We start from the raw sequence: 21,639 nt of genomic DNA, 5'->3' as shown, positions 1-21,639 counted from the left end.
GAATAATGAACTTTAACTTTATTATTGTTTTTGCATTATTATTTACTCCGTTAACAAGTGTTGAGAGTGATTTTGAGCAACTCACATTTACCTTGCATGCTTGGCTCAATAACCAAGATGAAGTCCCTAAGCACTTTACTTTTAGTGAGGGTGTGTTGTATGCGAAGAAATCTTTAATTTCAGGTGGCGAAATACATTTTAAGCCAAAAGGTAAACCCTGTATTTCTTATGCACCGCATAGATATTTTGACAAGCATACATTACTAATTGCTAAAGCTCTGTTTAGTGAGTGCCAAGTTTTATTGACGAATACTAAGCATAGAAGCAGCCGCGACCTCCAAGGTAAAATTATAGACTTTAGTCAATACCAAAATAGCAGTAGTAATGCCTTCATTCTGGCATACGGTAAAATCGTTGAAACATTTTCAATTTATCAAATCCATGGATTTGCAAAGGAAAAGCGCACTACAGAGCAAGGACGAAAAGCAGATATCATCATCAGCGAAGGCCATTTACATGCATCGCAACGCAGCTTACACATCTCTAAATGCCTGAATTCTAAACTTGATGTAAATGCCCTAGTTTATGGGCAGGATGTATATGAACTAGGAGGTACACAAAACATTCTTAATTCGCTAGGTCCTGTGAATAGTCACTTTTTCCATATCGAGTTAAGTCGCGAACTACGAGAGCGCTTAATTACCAATAACTTACTTTTAAAGCAGTTTAGCCAATGCCTTATTTCATAATCGCTTTTATAACACTTACGCTGCTAGCCTTCAAACCTGCTCATGCTGAACAGCAAGAGCATGCAGTACTTCAGCCGCCGATTTGGTTAAAAACTTCACCTAAATTAGATGTGCTGGCAACGACACAAAAGATACAAGTTGATTCTTTTGAACACCAATATTTATGGCTACCTGAAGGGCATTGGTTGGAGATCAACTCAGAACTGTTAGATAAGTTCATTATGAGTGTAGGCAACACACAATATATTCAGCAACGGATACAACTGGAACGAGACTTACTGTGTTCTAATAACCGCTGCCAACTTCCGGCCTTAGGCCACAACCGTATTGTGGCAATTCAAAACCGTCAGGATGAACAGGCTGAGTTTTCAGCTTTAGTTGGCCACTATCAAACAAAAATTGATAGCTTTAAACGCGCATTAAAACTTGCCAAACCTTCAATATTACTCTCTTCAAGGCAAGGCAGTGAACGTTTTTATAAATTCGATAAAGGCGAAGAAGTTACTCTTTACTTCCCTGATGCTAAAAAAATTAAGCTTTCTGTTAGAAAAAATATGCAATCACTGGAGCGCCACGGTGCTGTGTATGCCTATGTTGATGAAGTACTCACAGCAAAAGTAAACATCATTAATAACCAAGCTCTTGAATATCAAGATCAACAAGTAGGTCTGGTAAATAGTGACTATTTAGCCATTAATGCAGGGCAATATTTAACGATAAGAAGCCACACAGATGCTTACGTAAAAATAACACAAAGCCATCGAGCTATATTCGATGACACAACAGCTAACAAAACCAAGGAAAAGTTGCTGCTACCTTACTGGTTAAAAACCGCTAATGACGCGATGGAATCAGTTTACAATAAATATTCCCTCAACGTTTTTAGTGATGACGTATTTACGCATAATGAGCCTTTGGCTGTAAAACGCCATTATGACTTGCTTTCTTTAATGTCTACTCAGACTCTACTAAAAGGCAGCAGCGTAGTGCATGCCTCTACATCATCAAAAAGTGTTCTAATCACTGAGCTTGAAGAACAACGATTAGTTGATGATCAGTTTTATCCTCGCATTAATAAGCAAGTTAGGGATATTACATCACTTTCTCAAGTCCCCCTTCGTTATGACTTATCGAGTCAAAAACGTGCAACCCCTTGGCTTACATTTGTAGCTCGAAGCGATGAAGATAGTCAGTTAAAACTGACAGCTGGTGGCATGAGCTGGTTAATAAATATCAAGGCAACACAACATTACCAAACGATTAGTGTGTCAGTTCCTGTAAACCACAAAACCATGACAATTCAAAAAACTACTGACGACGTTCCCGTTATTGAGTTTGCAGTTTATGCTCGAACACTCACTGATTTTCCTAGTAACGAAGTACTCTACTTACAACCTGGAGCTCTTGATCAGAACAGCCCTATCACAGCTCAACTGGTAACTAACCACTTAAGAAAGTTATATAGTGACTATCTTGCGATGATACAACCCTATGCGCCAGCAAGGAGAAAAGTTAAGTTACTAAATTGGCAGCAATCTATGCTAACCGCTAAGGATTTAGCTAAATCGGCACCATTAGATGCACTTGCCTTTTTAAAACCATTAACGCAAAACCCCGATCCATCAGTCGCAGAGCAAGCATGGCAAGTTAAAATAGATATTTTACGTGAACAACACCAGTTTCATCTTGCTACGAGTTATTTAGAAGGACTATATAAAAGTACGCAACAAAAGGAATTGCAACAGTTTGCATTAAGATCGCTATTAGAAACTTATCAAGCCGAACAGCAAGAGCTTAAACTGTTTGCGCTATGTGCTGGTAACCTAAATATATTAAGCGAGTGCAGAAATATACTGATCGAACTTGCAACTAAGCAACAGAAAAACCGACTTGCGCTTTGGCTTGCACATCAAGCAGAAGAATCTCAGATTGCCGAACAAAGTTATACGGCTCTAAACTACCATAGTTTGAGCTCTACAATAAAAGCCGAAAATAAACAGTATGAATTACTATCTGGTGCGCAAGAAACATTAATAAATTCACAAGGGAAGTTGCAAAACACCGTACTCTCTCAACATATGCCTTGGCAATATACAGCATTAGAACCAGTCCACCTGAGCATAAGTGCACGGACTGAAGCCAAGCAAAATGGCGAGTATCAAACCGCATGGTTAATGGCTGATAGTGAATACCAGCATAAATTAATACCAATCTTTAGTGATATACCTTCAAACACATTGGTCGTTGAAAGCCAACAGGCAGCCTCTGTTTCTTCAACGATGATTGTTAGTCTGCAAGCTGGAGAAACACTTAATTTATCAGCAGATCAGAAGACCTTTCTAGATGTCAAAGATATCACTGATTCGTTATTTACACGATTTGAGTATTATTCTGATGCTACGAACAAAGTAATCACAGGCGATATTATGTCGCTAATTTATGCCTATGATGCAACACAACGTGAACTGTTAATTAATGGCCTATATTTATTATCTAAAAAGCGTTTAAACAATAATGAATACACGCAACTATTACAGCGGATCGCTACAATACCCGCCTCCGCTTCATTGACCTTTTTACAAAATAGAATAGAAAGTTTTGGTCACTGGCAACCTCTAGATAGCCTTGTAGATTATGCTGGTACACGCCTTTTCGATATCCAAAGTTCTGCACAAACTAGCTTTGCTGATAGGTTTAACCAATTCAAAACGCATTTAAAAAATAATGAAGGATTATTGATTCGACCATTCCACACACTTTACATAGATTTAGCCCAAACAGAGGGAGAACAAATTCGTTTCGTATTTAGTTTTTCTACTGCAGAGCTGGCTCAAGCTAATGTGGCAAACTTATCTATAAAACTCGCTAACAATTTAAAAATATGGTCAGTTACCGAGCAGCAGAGCATTCCTTTTACATTTAACAAACAAGGGCTAGATAATAACATTATTGCCCTTCACTGGCTTAATCCCTATTTATCTCAGCAACTAAAAGTTGAAGCACAACAATATATTGCAGGTCGTTGGAGAAAGTTAGATTTACCCACAACCATGCTATTTTATTCTGTAGTCCCTAACACACCACTAGTGGCAACGTTGAATGCAGATCGCTTGATTAAATTAGAGAAAATGAATAACTACAGTCGTAACGAACGTCAATTTTTCCACCCAGCAGGAAAAATTGAAGTCAAAGCCGCTGAGCTTGAGCATGTACGCCTTTATACATGGGAACTGAGTGATCTTAACAATAAGATTTCAGAGTTTACTCAAGCGCAAATTCCTTTGCCAGACTTAGTCACTTATCAAGCACCTGAGCAGCAAAAAATAGTAAGTGAGCAAACATCATTTCAAAGTGATGATTTAAATTGGCAAGCTTTCATTCTTTACGATCAACAAGAAATATTTCAGAGCGCTGAAAATATCCCAACGCGACGAGACATTGATGTTGGTGCTCGCTTACGTATTAACGACGAAAACAATTGGTATCAATTAGAAGGCTATTATTCATTTAGTGAAAACCAGACAGACATAATGGCGCTTAATGGCTATTATTCATGGCAAGATGATACAACCCCCTGGTATGCGGGTGCGCAACTTCAAAGCCGCTGGCAACCAGGTCATGATGGCTTTGACAGTCAATATGCTCTTGATGGCAGCCTTTATGTTGGGCAAAAATGGCAACGTGACTCAACACATCGCCATCAATGGCAACTGTCACCATTTATTCGCTATAGCAGCGCTGATTTAAACGATTATCTCCGTGACGACTTACTTAATTCAAGTGTGTTCAATTTTTATCGTGAAAACCATGCATCTGGTTGGCAGGGGTTTTATCAATACCGCTATCAACCTTGGGTCGACAATTATTTAAATTTTAGTGTTTCATCCAGTTCAAATGATGATTGGACAAGCCTAGATTATTTACGCTTCAACACAAGCTGGAACCAATATTATCATGACCATATTTTCCAACTCGGCATTGATAGTTATTACCGCTTTAAGGATGAAAACCGTGCTACAGCCACTTGGCAATACATCACACAATTTGCTTGGCAAACGCAAATTAATTTAGGTGATTTCTCGCATGGTTGGCTAAAGGTTCGATTACAACAGGATTGGGTATGGGATAACCACAATATAAGTATCGAATTTTCATCAGGTAATAATCAGCATACAGGTTTTGCCCCTTTTGCACATGATGAAATTATATTCCCAACACTTCAGTTAAATCATTTGCTAGAGCACAGTGACTATGAGTAGTAACGGACTTACAAAACGCCTTGAAAATTTGCTTTTCGCAGATATTGCCAGTTTCTGGTTAGATTTATATCGTCAAAAATACCGCGAACTCGTAGATGAATTAAGTCAATGGGAGCTAATCAAGGATCAGCCTGAAGATTATGACGAAGATGACTGGCTATTACTGCAAGCCATTGCATTTTTAACTCATAAAATAGATACCTTACAAAATCAATTGACCAAGCTTGATAGCGATCACAGACGCTTTATTGAACGTTTAAATCATGCTGAGTTAAAAGCGGAAAGACAATTTCATATTTTAGACTATGCAGCAGCGCTTGGCGCAAGCAAATTGCAACTGCAAAAGGATCAAGAGGCATTTCAACGTTGGTTTGATGAAGGAGCCATCGTAAACCGATACCAAGATAAAGTCTCTGAGCTTGAGCAATCATTGAAATTCTTAATAGGTAAACTAGGTGATCTAACTAATCGTTATTTACGCATTCACTCGGGAGAAATAACTAAATCATGGTTAACACTTAACTTAGAAAGTTTCTTTTTAGGTTTATTAGAAAAAACTGAGAATGAAGCAATTCGTAACTCTATTTTTCGCGCTCTTGCCAACCAAGTTAATTTAATTAGTGAATATGTCGGCGAAACTAAGTTCGATTCCAATCTTGTTGAGCTACTACTGTTTTCTCTTGAGAAGCAATCAACACCTCATGCCGCTAAAGTAGATATTTTAGAGATCCTGATCAATTTAAGACCCACTTTTACCCGCTATTTTATGCGTTCACAAATTGATTTAGATGTCTTGCCAAATGCTAAAGTAGAACGACAACATTTGTTTCTACTGACATCTTTTTCAAAAATTATATGTAAACAACCAAAATTAAATGAGGCTAATTATAAATTACTAATCTTGCTTGCAAAACACGCCTATCCCCGTGTAAGACAGAGTGTTATTGAACAATGTCCACTATTACCGTGGCCTTTTGCTATCAAGCTTTTAATGGTTCGCTTACAAAAAGAAACTCAACAAGCTGTAAGGCTGACTCTCATCAAGCAATTAACAGATCCTCGTTTTACCGAAGAGCTACAATCGTTTCATATATGGCGCCAACAGTTAAAAAAAGTACAAAGCTTTGCAGAAAAACGATTGCTGTTGGAGCTTACGCCACGGATCATGTTTAATTTACAAGTTGAATGTGAAGAGCAAAATCAAGCAGATATATTATTTAAGTCATTTATTAATGTATTAAATAAACAACTTGAGAATGAACAAATTATTGCCGTCAGACGCGTTATTACCCGTGTTCGAGAGCAGTTAGTCAGCTTTATGTATCAGCAACAAGTTGCTGAGATCGAATTTAATTTAAACTCTCATTTAGATATAAATTTAAGCTCGAAGGAGATAGAGCAAGATTTACTTGGCCGACTTTTAAGCAAACAAGCACAAAATAATGAAGCCTTCAACGTAAAAGAAAAAAGTAAAAGCTATCTAATAACAAGGGGATATAAGCGTGGTTTCCGCTTTTGGCGGCTCTGGCACGAATTTAGAAACCCAAGCACAGGAAAACGCCAAAGTTTTAATCATACACAAGCTAGAAAGCCAAGTGCATTTATGCACGTCCCGAGCTGCACTGTTGCAGAGATCAGCAAAACAGAAGTGCCTGGCGAGCCTCGCTTCGATGATAAGCAGTTCAGCGCTCGACCACACTTACCCATGCTTGATTTTTTATTAAGTATTTTGTCGCAGGATAACTTAAAAACACCTGCAAAATCATTTACACCTGATGGTATTTTAGTTATCACGCCACCCTCTAACATACTCAAACGTATGTATGCGTATAGTTGGATTTCATTCAACTTTGAAAAATTAGATGATCTACGAAATGGTTCAGAGGTTGAACAGCGAGATTTCTTAGATCTCATAAGAAGTAAAGGTTTTGTACTTGAATTTCAGCAATATGGGTCTGTTCTTGATGCAGAGTTTCCAGTGGAATCAAGTATTGCCAACTTATATAAGAAACTATCTATAACGCCTTTTTTATTCAATATGTGGGCAAGTTTTAAAGAGTATGCCTATTCACTTTATCAAAATAGTATTGGCCAATTAATCTTTTTTGTTTTGGCTTTTTCTACATACTTTTGGGCGCGCCATATTAGGATAAGTAAACAAATAAAATCGGATAGAGCAAAGATCCCCGTTTCAATCGGTGGCTGGGGCACCCGGGGTAAATCAGGAACTGAACGCTTAAAAGCTGCATTATTTAGTAGTTTAACGTTAAAAGTAATAAGTAAAACAACAGGTTGTGAAGCTACACTTATTTATGCAAGAGCAAGTGGAGAGCAGTTCGAAATTCCATTGTTCAGACCTTTTGATAAAGCGAGTATTTGGGAACAAAGTGATGTACTTCATTTTGCAACAAACGTGAAAGCTGATGTATTTCTTTGGGAATGTATGGGGTTAACCCCACGTTACGTGAAAATTTTAAGAAACTGGATGAATGATAATTTCTCTACGATTACCAATGTTTATCCAGACCATGAGGATATTTTAGGGCCAACAGGAATAGATGTCGCAAATGAAACAAGTCATTTTATTGGTGAAAATAGCCTAGTATTCACCAGCGAACAAAATATGGCTCCAATTCTTGACTTAAATGCGAAACAAAAGAACTCAAATTTAATTCAAGTACATTGGGCTGATAGCTTACAAATAACAGAGGACATACGCTCTCTTTATCCATACCAAGAGCACCCTGCCAACATCGCACTGGTTTGTAAAATGGCTGAGCATATAGGCTTAAATAAAGACTATGTATTTAAAGAAACATCAGCACGAATTGTTCCAGATATAGGTGTATTACAACATTTTGCCAAAGCACCAATTGCAACAATAAGCCAATCATTCGTAAATAGCATGTCCGCAAACGAGCGATTAGCAACATTAGAAAATTGGCAACGTCTCAATATATATCAATTAAACGACGATCCTAAAAGTCAGGTCATCGCACTAATTAACAACCGTAATGATCGTGTTGCACGTTCAAAGGTATTTGCCTCAATATTAAGCAATGATCTCCGCTTTGACCGAATCGTAGTGATTGGTAGCAATGTAGATGGATTTTATAGCTATTTTTTAGATGCGCTCACAGAGAGAGTAGATAAGTTAATTGAAATTAATGATATTGAAAACTTAGAGACACTACTAGAGCAATTTAACCTACTCACAGGCTCACAAGTAAAGGCGAGGCTAAGTAGTGCTTATGGCAGCATGATAGCAGAAAACCTTCTCACCCTAAGCGAAGGAAGTGTCAATAAGTCTTGTATAAAAGAAATCACCGGAGACATTTCATCTCAAGAAATCGCGACTATTCTCTATACCCTGCGCCACTACTATCAGCGTATAGCTTTAGATTCTTTAAAGGGTGATATGCAAAAGTACAGGGATGAGATAAAAGAGCGATTAATTTTAATCACAAAGTCAAAAGTTACTCTACTTGACGACAGCAACATATCCGCAGATGAGATAACCAAAGCTATTGCAAACCTAGCTTTACCGAATACCCATCAAGTGATTGTGGGCATGCAAAATATTAAGGGAGCGGGATTAAATTACGTATACGCTTGGCAACAGTGGCAAAAGGTATCTCAAACTATAACAAAAATGCTGAGCAAACATTGCTCTGCAAAAGAATTTAGAACGGCATTAACAAACTTAAATATGATTGTATCATTTAATTTATTAGAAATAGATTATTTAAAGCAAAACTTAGTTACTCTTAAGAAAAGCCAGCTTGCACAAAATGAGTTTTGCCAAGCTGAAATAACTGCTCTTCAAGAGAAAATTTCTAGCGATAATACGTCAGTAAACGAAGAGAATTCGCAACCTCGTGCACTTCGTTATTTAAATCAAATGATCGAATCATTTTTAGATGCAGGTGCTGCTGTTAAGCGTAAAAAGCGAGCCATTCAAATTTATGATGATATTGCTGAAAAACGCATAACATTAGAAAAAGCGATAAAATTACTTAGTGAGATGAATCGAAACCAAAGCTCAGGGTGGTTTACTAAGAAATCGAAATAAGACTAACTTTATGTCGATTATATTAAAACAATATAAAACTTAATTATTTAAAATTTAAACAAGAGCAAAACGCACATTAAAAATCAGAATTTTCCTATTAAATTAAGAAATATAAAACTATCATAAACTTAGATTAGAAAACCCTGTAAAACCCACAAATAAAACCTGTACCTAAATTGAAAATATTCATATAAAGGATGAAAATAAAGAAGATAAAAACACTTTATCTAATCAAAGAAAGGATATTTTATGAAGAATTTAGTTTGTAAGTTAGCTGTATTGCCACTAGCGGTTGCCTCAGCGTTTGCTGTAGCAAACACAAATCTTGTTGAAAATGGATCATTTGAAGCAGAAGTTGTTAGTGGTCAATGGCAATTATTCAATGAAATTACAGGTTGGACACGCAGCGCTAATGCCCCTTTTGAAGTACAAACAAATAGTTTGGGTATTCTTAAAGCAAAAGATGGCCAACAATACCTAGAACTTGGCTCTACGCAACAATATAGCGTGTCTCAAGTTGTATCAACAGAAGCTGGTAAAATGTATGAATTTAGCTTCTATTACTCAGCACGTGCTTCTGGCGATGACACAGCTAGTAAAGTTGAAGTATTTTGGAATGGTGAATCTTTAGGCGTTGTTAATGCTAAATTTAAAGGCTGGACAAAATACAGCTTTACTGTAGAAGCGAGTGAAGCCAGTTCAGAAATCACCCTCAAAGGTATTGGAACAGGTGGTAGTACCGGTGGCTTTATAGACAATGTATCTGTCGCTGAAGTTGCAGAATATTGCTCAGTTAAATCTGGCTTATACGCGATTAATAAATTTGGTTCTGATACTGAAGGCTACATTTATCACTTAGATCCAGAAACATCTGCAGTTTCACCAATTGCTGGTGTTACTAACACTGCTGCAAATATCGCTGGTAAAGACGGAAAGCTCTACTTTATGGAGCAGTTAGATAGCGAAACTAGAGATTCAAAAATCTATAGTCTTGATTTAGAAACAAATACACAAAGCGAACTAGCAGATACTAACTCGTACACTATTACCCGTTCGACAGTTTCTCCTGATGGACTTAACTTGCGTGCAACAAGCAAAACTTACATGTACGACTTCAACCTTGAAACTGGGGCGAAAAAAGTATTAGGTAAATTTAGCTTCGAAGGTGAAGAGTTCACCGGCGGTGATATCGCTTATTCATATGATAATAACGTACTTTACCTATTAACTGATAAAGCACTTTACACTGTAGATGAAAGCACGTTAGAACTAACTTTAGTTGGTGAGCATGGTGTAAATTGGGCATCAGGCCTAGCAGTTGCCGATGATGGTACTATTTACGTTACTGGCAGAAAGAGTGGTCAAAGCGCGAAACTTTATACGCTAGATCAAAATACTGCTGAAGCAACTTTTGTATTACGCGGTCCTGCACATCTGAATGACCTAACTTACATTAGTGAATCAGTTTGCTCAGTTGAATAAATACATTTGATATTTTAATGCCAGTTTAATACTGGCATTATTTCAACATCCCATCATTTTTATATAAAAACCTCTCCTCAGAATTGATTTAAAATTACGCATAAAAAATCTAAAGAATAAAACACACAATAAATAAGATCTTCAGAAAAAACACCTCGAAAAAAGCAATAACTTTTTAACTAGAAAAAATAAAAAAACAAATACAAAAAACCTACCCAAAAATAAATCAAAAAAATAAACTTTAAAATAAGAAACTCCCTAGATAAAAACAACACAATAAAAGTCAAAAGGTTAACATTTAAATTAGACAACACTTAATATAAACAGGCTAATATACATTTGAAAAAGAGCCGAATAATATTAGAATTTTAATATTAATACATAACGGAGAATGTCATGAAAAAATTTGTAACCAAACTAGCAGTTTTACCTTTAGCTATCGCATCTGGCATTGCAATGTCTAGTACAAATTTGGTAGAAAATGGTTCTTTCGAAAATACTGATCCTGTAACCGATCATAACGGCGAATGGCAGTTATTTGATCAAATTCCAGGCTGGACTAGAAGCAGTAATGCTAAATTTGAAATACAAACAAACAAACAAACGAGCTTACTAGCACAGGATGGTGAGCAACGCCTAGAGCTTGATTCAACAGAAAATTACAGCATCTCACAAAATGTATTGACACAAGCAGGTAAAAAGTATGAGTTAACCTTTTACTATTCTGCTCGTTCAGAAGGAAATGAAACAACAAATAAAGCAGAAGTTTTTTGGAATGGTACCTCTATAGCTTTAGTAAACAGTACTACTCGAGGTTGGACAAAATATAACTTCACTGTTGAAGCAACTGGCGGTACATCTGAAATAATGTTCTCTGGTGCGGGAACCTCTGATTCATATGGTGCATATATTGATAATATCTCTTTAACTGAAGTTCCTGAGCCTTGCCCTGTCACAACAGGCTTATATGGTATTAATAATTTTGGTTCAGAAACCGAAGGCTACATCTACCACTTCAACCCAGAGTCAAATGCTGTAACCATTGTTTCAGGCGTGTCTAACACTGCATCAAATATTGCAAGTTATGGCGGTATGCTCTACTTCGTAGAACAGTTAGATAGCACAACGAAAGCTTCAAAGATTCATAGCTATGATCTATTAAGTGGTGTGCAAGGAGAAGTTGCTGATACTACTTCATACCCTATTTACCGTTCTGTAGTGAAAGCAGGTGGCGAGACTTTACGGGCTACAAGTAAAACCTACATGTATGATTTTAACCTAGTGACCGGTGAGAAGGACATCGTTGGAAAGTTAACATACTCGGGTGATACATTCACTGATGGTGACATTGCCTACTCAAGTGACAATAATGTGCTTTACGTACTAACTGGTAAAGCTTTATACACCCTTGATGAAGGCAGCTTTGAGTTAACATTAGTCGGTGAGCATGGTATTCACTGGGCATCTGGTATTGCGATTGCGGATGACGGTACCATCTATGTATCTGGCCGTGAAAGCAAAGAAAACGCAAAAATTTATACTCTAGATCAAAATACTGCTGCAGCGACATTCGTAATGGATGGTCCTGCACATGTTAATGATTTAACTTATGTTAGTGAAGCAATTTGCTCATTCGAGTAAATTGATATAAAGCCATAAAATGCCAGCTTGTGCTGGCATTTTTTTATCTCGCGAAACTAAAAAGAAAAAACAAGCTTTTAAATAGCATTAAAGAAAACCCTAATAACGACTATCAAAATAATAAAAACAAACTAAAATTTAAAATAAAAACAATAGTAAAGTACAAAACAAAGCCAAAAAATAATATGAAAATTCCTAGAAGCACCTTAATTTATAATTTTCAATAACATACAAAATTACAAACCTAACAAAAGCAAGAAAACACAAACAACAATTGAAAACCACTTTAATTAAAATAAAATTAATTCATATAAATAAAACAAAATATAAATGGGTTAATCATGATTAAAAAAATATCAAAACTAGCAATATTACCTTTAGCTATCGCATCAACTTTTGCTGTTTCAAATACTAATTTAGTTGAGAATGGTTCATTTGAAGCTGATGAAATAAGTGAAAGATCTGGTACTTGGCAGCTTTATAATGAACTTTCAAATTGGAGCAGCAGTGAAAGTGTATATTTTGAAGTTCAAACCAACCTTTTAAAGGAAATGACAGCACAAGATGGTGATCAGTATTTAGAACTTAACTCAACAAAAAATTATCGTATCTCGCAAAAAATAACAACAACTCCTGGTAAAACATATGAATTTAGCCTCTATTATTCTGCACGTGTTAACGGTGCACAAGGTACAAATAATATAGAGGTATATTGGAATGGTAGATTATTAGAAGCTTTAAATAGTAGTCAAAAAGGTTGGAAAAAATACACCTATACTATCGAAGCTACAGGAACAAAATCTGAAATCGCAATTGCCGGTGCCGGTGCAGCAAACGGCTATGGTGGATTAGTAGATAATATATCTGTTATAGAAGTTACAAACCCAACAACAAACTTAGTTCAAAATGGCTCTTTCGAAGTAGACAGAGTAGCCTCTGCTGATGGCCGTTATCAATTTTTTGAAAACTTAACTGACTGGAGCGCCAATGAAAATCTTTGGCTTGAATTACAATCGTCTTCTTTAAATAAGATTGATGCTCAAGATGGTGAGCAGTACTTAGAGTTAAATTCAAATGGTGCTTATAGCGCTTTTCAAGAGATACCTACAGAAGCTGGTAAACAATATGAATTTAGCTTTTACTACTCTGGTCGAGTAGATAATGCTGAAGATGTTAATAATGTTGAGGTGTTTTGGAATGGTGAATTACTAGAAGCATTAAACACGACTCAGCGTGGTTGGACTAAGTATAGTTACACTGTTGAAGGCACGGATGTAAGTTCTCTTATCGAATTAGCAGGTACAGGTAGTCATGCAGGGCTCGGTGGTTTTATTGATAACGTTGTTGTGACAGAAGTTGCTGAACCTTGTGCAGTTACTACGGGTTTATACGGCATCAACAACTTTGGCTCAGAAACAGAGGGCTACGTTTATCACTTTAATCCAGAGTCAAGCGCTGTGTCGATTATTGCTGGCCTTAACAATACGGCATCAAATATCGCTAGCAAAGATGGTATGCTTTACTTCATGGAGCAGCTTGATAGCAGCAGTAAAGCATCAAAAATCTACAGCCTAGATTTAGCCACTGACACACAAGCTGAAGTTGCAGATGTAACATCATTCCCGATTTATCGCTCAACGGTAACCCCGGATGGCCTATCTTTACGTGCTACAAGCAAAACATACATGTACGATTTTGACCTAGCAACAGGTGCGAAAACAGTATTAGGGAAGCTTTCGTATGAGGGGGATACTTTCTCTGATGGCGACATTGCATACTCAAGTGACTTCAACGTGCTATACGTTTTAACAGGTAAAGCACTTTATACTTTAGATATGGGTAGTTTTGAATTAACCCAAGTCGGTGAGCACGGTGTTAATTGGGCATCAGGCCTTGCAATTGCTGATGATGGTACAATTTATATTTCAGGTAGAGAAAACGGTGAGAATGCGAAAATCTATACCTTAGATCAAAACACAGCAGAAGCGACATTCGTGATGGAAGGCCCGTCACATGTAAGCGATTTAACATTTGTTAGTGAAGCAGTTTGCATGAAGTAAACTGAGTTTAAAGCCATAAAATGCCAGCTAAGCTGGCATTTTTTTATTAATCACTAAATTGGTATCATTTATTTGTTAGTTTCTTTTGCTCTAACATTTCTTTCCAATGCATCACTTCTGTTGGCAAAATAGGTGTTACACCTTTAAAGCCAGCGACTTCAAGCATTTCCTCAACGCTCACAACGCCATTCTTACGTTTAAATACACCACGCACATAAGCAATCGCATGTAGACCACGCTCAGAGTGAAACTTTTGCTCAATATAAAAGTATTTATGATCCCAGCCAACTAAACGCGTACTCACTGTGTATTTTTGAAGAGGTTTGATATCACGAATATAGGTAATTGCAGTCGCATTAACGATTGGGAACCAACGGCGTTTCATAATATGTTTTAGTAAGCCTACTCGCTCAGTCATCCAGGTACGAGCAAGATCCATCATCGCTAAATAACGAGAATTAGTCAGATGGAAATTAATATCGCAATCGGTTGGTAACGCTTTGAATTCAATATCAATCGTGTCTAATAATTGTTGATAATCACGATTACGTTTAATTTTAAAAAACAGCAGTATTAGTCGAAAATAGAGGTTCACAGTAAAGGTCTAACCAGTTGATAATGCACAAAGTGTATCACAGCATATTGCTAAGGCGAATAATCTGCTCTAATCTGTGCATATATTAGTATAAAAAAAGAATAACCTAATGAAATTATTTAGTTTGGTAACTCTATTTAGTGCAAGCTTTTTCACCAGCTCAGCATTTGCTGACTTTAACTTTCCTGGTGAGGGCTCTTTACGCTATCCAACGGGTGTCGAAAAGGCATTTAAGTTTGGTTTTGCGTGGCAACAAGAAGCTGAGAAGTTCACCATTGGCGATAAAAGTTATGACATGTCACTACCAGAATCTTACTCTGTAGCCATCACGCTTAGTAAAGATGAAGAGCAAGTGTGGGTTCAAGAATTCAATAATGGCTTCATTGAAGGCTTTAGTTGGAATATTGCCGATCACACCTTAAAACTTGAAAAGAGAAAGTTCAGTGATTCTGTTAAAGGTGATTACGTAATTAGCCTTGATAACCGAGATTACTTTTTTGCCCGCAATAATATTAGTATCGTGATCAAATTCGATCACGATGGTATAAAAAATATCGCCATTGATGGTGTCACCAAAGATATGGGTACCAAACAATAGTATTCAATAGAAAAGTAAAAGGCTTAGTTTTCACCTAAGCCTTTTTTGCTTAATTAAATATTATTGCAAGCTGTTACCATTAAACCTTCACAGTCTTTCGGTTAATCCCATAATCTCTAAGTTTGTTTGCCACTGCGGTATGACTCAACCCCAAACGTTTAGCGAGCTGACGAGAACTTGGGTATGCAGGGTATAACTTACGCAATAGCGTTGCTTCAAAACGTTTTACCGCTTGGTCTAAGGTTCCTTCAAAGTCAGACTCAAGATAACCTAAATCATGGGTAAAAGTTGGTAACTGCAGGTGCTCAATACGTAATTCATTATCATCTAACAAGGACACAGCACGGTAAATCGCATTTTCTAATTGGCGGACGTTTCCAGGCCAAGGATAATCCTGCAAAAAACGTAAGCAATCTTCAGATAATACAGGTACTGAATGACCATTTTGCTGGGCATACTTTTGAATAAAATGCTCTGCTAACGGGCCAATATCAGCTTTTCTATCGCGTAGTGGTGCAATTTCTAGAGTTAGTACATTGATACGATAATATAGATCTTCTCTAAAAGTGCCCTCTTGAACCATAGCAGGTAAATCTTTTTGTGTTGCAGCAACGATACGCACATTTACTTTTACTTCGTTTTCATCGCCAACTTTACGGAAGGTACCGTCTTGTAAAAAACGTAGTAGCTTAGTTTGCAGCTGAGTCGACATTTCGCCAACTTCATCTAAAAATACCGTACCACCATCAGCTTGCTCTAAAACGCCGCGTTTTGGTGCTGCGTTTTCTTCGTAGCCCGCATAACCAAATAATTCAGACTCTGCGACATCATCCGGCAGTGAAGCACACGATAATGCAATAAACGGTTTTACAGAACGATTTGACGCGTAATGACAGGCACGAGCTAAGAGCTCTTTACCAGTACCGGTTTCACCTGTTATCAGGATCGGAGCCTCTAACTGCGCCATTTTACGCGCCTCGCGAACAACACGGCGCATTGCTGTACTAAAATTATGTATGGTAGCAAAGCTTTCTTGGCCGTAACGACGAAACGCACTCACTTGCTGACCTAGTCGACTTTGCGACTTAATATTAATCACCGCGCCAGCTAATACATCCCCTTCAGCGCCTTGTGGTACAGAAATAGGCAAAATATCTGCAATAAAGTCTTCACCTGCCACTTCTACCCGTGTGGTTTGACCAAGAACCTCTTTCCCTTCAAGCCAACGAGTAAAATTAAACCCTTTCAGCAAGTTATTGATGTTGGCGCCTATAACCTCACTTTCAGATAATTGCAGGTCGCGACAAGCAGCATCATTACACAAGCGCACCCACCCTTTTGCATCAATAGAAATAACACCATCAGGTAATGCACGCAGTAATGTATTTAATTCATTATGCTCTCGCTCAGAAGGTAAAAATGCAGTGGTACGGACATCTTTTACACCATCAATCAGGCGGATTGATGGCATAATTTTTTGGAATTGTTCAAACTCAATAGGTGGGAAACTGACGTACATACGACAATTTACCGAATCTACTTCGATGCCTTTTAAATCGACCTGGTAACTCACCAAGATATTGAGAATCTCTTGTGCGATACCTATTCGGTCAGCACAGTGGATATCTAAACGCATTACATCCTCAAAAAACGGGAACCTATAGTATGAGAATAATACGCTAAGTCCCATCAACTGGGTAGTCTATTGTAAAGAATTTTGGACAAATTTAAGTAAACTGTCTATTTACCAGGATATTTTGTCCACTCTCCACCATCAAGTTGAATATAGGGTTCATTTTTAAAATACATCATTACTGTGTCTTGATTTTCTGCTACTTTCGCAGAGGTAGGCAGATTATCTAATACACGCTTAACAGGCACTTTAGCGGCGAATATATCAAGTTCAAAGGCATTATTAATAAGCTCAGATAACGAAAAATAGCTCATCGTTTCATTTACTTCGGTTAACTGAGCATGCTGTATTTTAGGGCCAATAAACTTCACAGCTGCTGGCACAGAAACAATAGAAGGACTCGGAATTTCTCGTAAGCCTGCAAACTGAAGCTTGTCACCTTCTAAAGCAGCGCCATGCTCTGGCACTACCACTAACAATACATTTCGCCCTGAACTTTCTAATTGGCTAATAAAAGTATCAATGTCATCGAATAAACGTTGCTGTCTAAGCGGATAACTTGCCAAACTATTCATCCTCTCACGGCCAGCAACTTGATTGCCATCATGGAGACTAATGGTATTGTAGTAAAGTGCTTGAGGCTGCTGACTATTCTGATGTTTTTTCGACCAATTAGATAAAATATCAGCATCAGAGTATATAGGCTCACCATCAAAACCATATTGAGCAGGCTTTAGATTACTAAAATCAAGTTTAGGTACCGAAACACCACCATACTGTCTGATCAAGCCAATAAAATCATCAAAATGTCCATCATGATTCATAGCCACATTTGTGTTAAATCCTAACTCTGCCAAATTATTAAATAGTAAGCACTCTTGTCTGGCAGGTTTAAATAAGTCAGCTTGGCTTGTTTGTCCACAACTTGCTCGCAGCAAGCGAATAGCTGCCGGACCACTATACGAGGTCGCAGAATTAAATTGACTAAATAAAATGTCAAAATTAGCAAAAAGTGAACTAGGCTTTACACCAATTGCATTGAGATCTGCCGTTGCCAATGAACATATGTTAAGCACAACAACATCAAATGGTTCACCATTAAAGGCTTTCGGAAACTGACTAATAAGCTGCGATTGCTGTTGATAAAAGTCACCTAGCTGTTGATCTGGTGTTCTCTGCTGAGCACTGTGCGTCACAGTGACAGGCGTTTGAGCTTTTTCATTAGTAGCCACTAAAACCGGTGAGGAGCTATCATTTAAAGGTGTTGAGCCAAGCCAGTATACATAGATAAAACCAACAACTGACAAACTGGTATATCGTAACCATTTAACAGTTAGAAAATAAAAAACAATTGCAATAAATAAAGCGAAGACAAAATCTAAATTGATCAAGCGAAAGGCTATTTCAAAAAAATAGCTAATACTGAAATCTTGTAAATTATCTGCTTGCTTTGTTAAACGCGAAATAGGCGGCAGCCAAGAATCCTGATACATCAAGACAATGCCAATGACCACACTGATAGCCTGTTTAAGCCGTGTTAACCAAACCTTATCAAATGAAATAACCAGAAAACAAAAGAACGCTAAATTTGCAAATAGATCAAAGGAAATAGCTCCTTGGCTAAACAATACAAACTTAATTAAAAAATATAAATTCCAAATACCTAAACCTGACAACCTCACTTGTTATCCTTCTTTTGCTTTTTAGGGGTATAGGGGGTCAATATCACATGCCTAAATGTCAATGTGCGATATAAAAATAAAGCTCTTTTAAACAGTAACTTACCTGCTTTACTAACAAAGAGCCCTAACACCAATGCAACAGCAAAGGTGATGAAAAATTGATTTAAGCTCATAATACTTCGCTTTTTAAGGTCACTTTAACCTGTTCTGAAATTGGCCGGCTAAGCTCTCTAAATTCAGGCTTCTCTTTATCCAAGTTTGCGATACCTGCCGGCTTTGCATCTAATATATTTCGCACATTATTTTGCAATTCTTTAGTGTAATCAGGTACATCGCTGTCAGCATAGCGTTGGTGAATACGTCGACACGCCTGTTGAATATAAAAATGATCTGCAATGATATTTTTTGATGAAAAGAAATCACTTATTTGCAACTTAAACAAATGTTTAATCGCATTCTCTACATCATGTTCACGACAAGCATGAAGGTACAAATAGATATACCCATCGGCATAACTAAGAATGTCCCCCTCTCGTTTTACGTGAAATAAATGCAACGGATGAATAGCATCTATTCTTGGTAACAATTGAAGTTTTACAAACACCCCACTGACACCTAAATTAGCTGCTGAATCACTGTGCTTTAATACTTGCTCAGAAAATTTCGTGATTGGCAAATAACCTTTTGATAATACATTTTCGCTTTCTTTAAGCACATCATCCAATGAGTGAGGAAGCGCTCTAGAAAATTGAAACCCTTGAATTGATTGAATTTGAGATAACAAACGTGATGGCTCTGAAAAACTATATAAAATAAGATTTACACCGAGCGTTAAAAATAGGCACTCATCTTGGTGACGAATGACACCATCTACATTTTGTATTACCAACTTTAATTTTCGACCACACTTTTTACGAAGTGAAAAACAATCTTTAGCTAACGCTAATAAGTCTGTATGGCGTGAAACAGCAAAAACTATGGTTGCCGCCTTCTTAGTTAGACTGATTGAAAACAAAGTATCATTATCATCTATCGTTTTAAATGAAGCCGGGAGCTTGGTACCTTCAGGAACTGCATTCCTAGTCAGCCATACCTCATCTTCGTCTAAATCTTGTTGTAATAATACATCGCTCTCTACAGTACGATTAACGTCTGAATCTATTAGTGCTAATTGGCCATTAAATAATTGCAGATTAATTGTACGCCCAGCAATTACACCCTCTCTATGCGCCCAAAAATCATACTCAAGCGAGCGAATTGACGCTTCTTTTGTCATATGAACTAAACCATCAAAAAAGCGATTCATAGCGTGTAATCGCTGTCTCGCTTCACCAAGCTGCGCACCTGAAATTAAAAAGACTAAAGTCACATCCTTAGTTTTAGTGAGTGCTTGGTAGAGGGTAAGCTTCTCAATTAATTGCTCATCGCTTAGTGATGCGATAACAGCAGAGTCTAAATGCACAAAGACACTGCTATTTTGTAGCTGTTTGTAGTGCTTTAATTCTCGGATGATGCCTCGTGAAAAAGAGGCGCTTTTTGATACGTTATTACTATGCTGTAAATGAAACGGATAGAGTAACCCTTGCTCAAATAAATTAAACAAAACATCCGAGCCTTGGCTATCAAAAAACAAATCAATTTGTTCAGACAAGACAAATACAGGTTCTTTATTGTTAGACAACATATGCCCAACTAACTCCAAAAGCTGGCTATTTAAAGGTGAAAGAAACGCATAGCTTGCCCCTCGCCTTAACTCAGAATACGCAGCCTTTAACCCTGTTATGTCTAAATATGACACAAATATTTCCTTTAAAAAAATACTTTAGTACTAGTTTTAAGCGATATTCTATATATAATGCAGGCTATGTCCATCGCTTGTTGATATTTTTTAAACAAATATTTTTCTATGAGTTTTAAATGAATAACTTTGCAGTAACTAAATCGAATACATTAACTCAATACGACATAGACAACTTATTGCAAAAGTTTGGTGGCAGGCAGCAAGAGTATGTCGAAATTACAGATGTCGAAAAAAATCGTAAAACAATAGAGAAGTATCCTCTTATTAGCGATATTTCAAACGCAATAGCAGATGCCCAATACACAAGAATAATAAAGTAATTAAAGAGTCATCATGAAAAGAGTTTTCTTAAAAGGAATTAAAGGAGGCACAGGCACAACCTCAGTGGTTGCAAACCTTGCCTGCGCGTTAAGAAAATCAAATGAGTCTGTATTTGTCATAGACTTAGACCAAAAAGGAGATCTAGGGCTTCATTTCGGACTAGCTTGGGAGCACCGCTTAGGATGGACTGACTACGCTGATTTTGCTTCTGCTTGTGAGCAGTTTCACCAAGATAATGATGGCGTCATTTTTTTACCCTATGGTAATCAAACCAATATGGGGCTTGATTTTTCAAGTATCATCAAACACTCATTGCAACTTGATTGTGATGAAAATACATGGATGTTATTCGATTGTCCTGCGCATATCGATGTGCTTCGCTATCCACTAAATAGCAATGATATAGTACTTGAAATCGTCAACTGTGATGCCATTTGTCATAGTTTGGCATATAAGCGATTACAGTCTCTAAAAACGGCTACTTCAACTTGGCAGCACTATTTTTTAATCAACAAATACCATTCAGCCTCAGAAATTGAGTCCGACCTATTACAATTATGGCAATCAGAATTGCCGCTGCTAGCACCGCTATTTATTAATAAAGACGAAGTGATTAAAGAAGCCACCGCTTTTCGCAATGTTGCTATCAATTGTGCTCCGTACAGTGTTGCCAATGACGATTTTGAAACACTCGCAGGCTGGCTTGTAAGCCGTGCAAGTTATGACAAATAACCACAATAAAACAC

The 21,639-nt window shown here is 37.3% G+C and carries 13 protein-coding genes; 9 read left to right on the top strand and 4 right to left on the bottom strand.

Features of this window, described 5'->3' with window-relative positions; translation table 11 throughout:
- Window positions 1–5: 5 nt before the first annotated feature.
- The 6 genes from QL229_RS03510 to QL229_RS03485 all read left to right on the top strand — a co-directional run bounded on the left by QL229_RS03510 (window position 6) and on the right by QL229_RS03485 (window position 14,263).
- Window positions 6–749, top strand: a complete 744-nt coding sequence (locus tag QL229_RS03510; protein WP_138556819.1) for a hypothetical protein — start codon at window positions 6–8, stop codon at window positions 747–749.
- The gene (locus tag QL229_RS03505; protein ID WP_138556818.1) at window positions 734–5,008 is read left to right on the top strand and encodes a TonB-dependent receptor; all 4,275 of its coding nucleotides are present in this window, start codon (window positions 734–736) and stop codon (window positions 5,006–5,008) included. The genes QL229_RS03510 and QL229_RS03505 overlap by 16 nt, the downstream gene beginning before the upstream one ends.
- A complete protein-coding gene (locus QL229_RS03500) occupies window positions 5,001–9,080 on the top strand; it encodes a poly-gamma-glutamate synthase PgsB (protein ID WP_281546490.1) in 4,080 nt (1,359 codons plus the stop codon). The genes QL229_RS03505 and QL229_RS03500 overlap by 8 nt, the downstream gene beginning before the upstream one ends.
- A gap of 249 nt (window positions 9,081–9,329) precedes the next feature.
- A complete protein-coding gene (locus QL229_RS03495) occupies window positions 9,330–10,562 on the top strand; it encodes a DUF642 domain-containing protein (RefSeq protein ID WP_138556816.1) in 1,233 nt (410 codons plus the stop codon).
- A gap of 396 nt (window positions 10,563–10,958) precedes the next feature.
- Window positions 10,959–12,203: a DUF642 domain-containing protein gene (locus QL229_RS03490; protein ID WP_138556815.1), complete on the top strand. Its 1,245-nt coding sequence runs from the start codon at window positions 10,959–10,961 to the stop codon at window positions 12,201–12,203.
- 341 nt (window positions 12,204–12,544) lie between these two features.
- Window positions 12,545–14,263, top strand: coding sequence for a DUF642 domain-containing protein (locus tag QL229_RS03485; RefSeq protein ID WP_281546489.1), 1,719 nt, complete (start codon window positions 12,545–12,547; stop codon window positions 14,261–14,263).
- Window positions 14,264–14,327: 64 nt separating this feature from the next.
- Here QL229_RS03485 and QL229_RS03480 read toward each other — a convergent pair whose 3' ends face one another.
- Window positions 14,328–14,858: a thioesterase family protein gene (locus QL229_RS03480; protein ID WP_135925649.1), complete on the bottom strand. Its 531-nt coding sequence runs from the start codon at window positions 14,856–14,858 to the stop codon at window positions 14,328–14,330.
- 109 nt (window positions 14,859–14,967) lie between these two features.
- Here QL229_RS03480 and QL229_RS03475 point away from each other — a divergent pair, with 109 nt between their 5' ends.
- Complete coding sequence (locus QL229_RS03475; RefSeq protein WP_135925652.1) at window positions 14,968–15,456, top strand: hypothetical protein; 489 nt, start codon at window positions 14,968–14,970, stop codon at window positions 15,454–15,456.
- 79 nt (window positions 15,457–15,535) lie between these two features.
- Here QL229_RS03475 and tyrR read toward each other — a convergent pair whose 3' ends face one another.
- The 3 genes from tyrR to bcsE all read right to left on the bottom strand — a co-directional run bounded on the left by tyrR (window position 15,536) and on the right by bcsE (window position 20,569).
- Window positions 15,536–17,092: a transcriptional regulator TyrR gene (tyrR, locus tag QL229_RS03470; protein ID WP_135925654.1), complete on the bottom strand. Its 1,557-nt coding sequence runs from the start codon at window positions 17,090–17,092 to the stop codon at window positions 15,536–15,538.
- 104 nt (window positions 17,093–17,196) lie between these two features.
- On the bottom strand, window positions 17,197–18,771 hold the full coding sequence (bcsG, locus tag QL229_RS03465) for a cellulose biosynthesis protein BcsG (protein WP_138556813.1): 1,575 nt from the start codon (window positions 18,769–18,771) through the stop codon (window positions 17,197–17,199).
- Window positions 18,772–18,940: 169 nt separating this feature from the next.
- Window positions 18,941–20,569, bottom strand: a complete 1,629-nt coding sequence (gene bcsE, locus QL229_RS03460) for a cellulose biosynthesis protein BcsE (protein WP_138556812.1) — start codon at window positions 20,567–20,569, stop codon at window positions 18,941–18,943.
- A gap of 119 nt (window positions 20,570–20,688) precedes the next feature.
- Here bcsE and bcsR point away from each other — a divergent pair, with 119 nt between their 5' ends.
- Both bcsR and bcsQ read left to right on the top strand, forming a co-directional pair.
- Window positions 20,689–20,892, top strand: coding sequence for a BcsR/BcsP family cellulose biosynthesis protein (gene bcsR / locus QL229_RS03455; protein WP_135925662.1), 204 nt, complete (start codon window positions 20,689–20,691; stop codon window positions 20,890–20,892).
- A gap of 13 nt (window positions 20,893–20,905) precedes the next feature.
- Entirely contained in the window at window positions 20,906–21,625 is a 720-nt protein-coding gene (bcsQ, locus tag QL229_RS03450; protein ID WP_135925664.1) for a cellulose biosynthesis protein BcsQ, read from the top strand.
- Window positions 21,626–21,639 lie beyond the last annotated feature (14 nt).

This window comes from Pseudoalteromonas sp. PAR1 (genome assembly GCF_947311895.1).
Classification (GTDB): Bacteria; Pseudomonadota; Gammaproteobacteria; order Enterobacterales; family Alteromonadaceae; genus Pseudoalteromonas; species Pseudoalteromonas lipolytica_C.
This window is presented reverse-complemented; position numbering and strand designations above follow the sequence as displayed.

Excerpts from the sequence above, each read along its gene's own strand:
- QL229_RS03510 (WP_138556819.1), top strand. The coding sequence starts at position 6 with ATGAACTTTAACTTTATTATTGTTTTTGCATTATTATTTACTCCGTTA.
- QL229_RS03505 (WP_138556818.1), top strand. The coding sequence starts at position 734 with ATGCCTTATTTCATAATCGCTTTTATAACACTTACGCTGCTAGCCTTC.
- QL229_RS03500 (WP_281546490.1), top strand. The coding sequence starts at position 5,001 with ATGAGTAGTAACGGACTTACAAAACGCCTTGAAAATTTGCTTTTCGCA.
- QL229_RS03495 (WP_138556816.1), top strand. The coding sequence starts at position 9,330 with ATGAAGAATTTAGTTTGTAAGTTAGCTGTATTGCCACTAGCGGTTGCC.
- QL229_RS03490 (WP_138556815.1), top strand. The coding sequence starts at position 10,959 with ATGAAAAAATTTGTAACCAAACTAGCAGTTTTACCTTTAGCTATCGCA.
- QL229_RS03485 (WP_281546489.1), top strand. The coding sequence starts at position 12,545 with ATGATTAAAAAAATATCAAAACTAGCAATATTACCTTTAGCTATCGCA.
- QL229_RS03475 (WP_135925652.1), top strand. The coding sequence starts at position 14,968 with ATGAAATTATTTAGTTTGGTAACTCTATTTAGTGCAAGCTTTTTCACC.
- tyrR (WP_135925654.1), bottom strand. The coding sequence starts at position 17,092 with ATGCGTTTAGATATCCACTGTGCTGACCGAATAGGTATCGCACAAGAG.
- bcsR (WP_135925662.1), top strand. The coding sequence starts at position 20,689 with ATGAATAACTTTGCAGTAACTAAATCGAATACATTAACTCAATACGAC.
- bcsQ (WP_135925664.1), top strand. The coding sequence starts at position 20,906 with ATGAAAAGAGTTTTCTTAAAAGGAATTAAAGGAGGCACAGGCACAACC.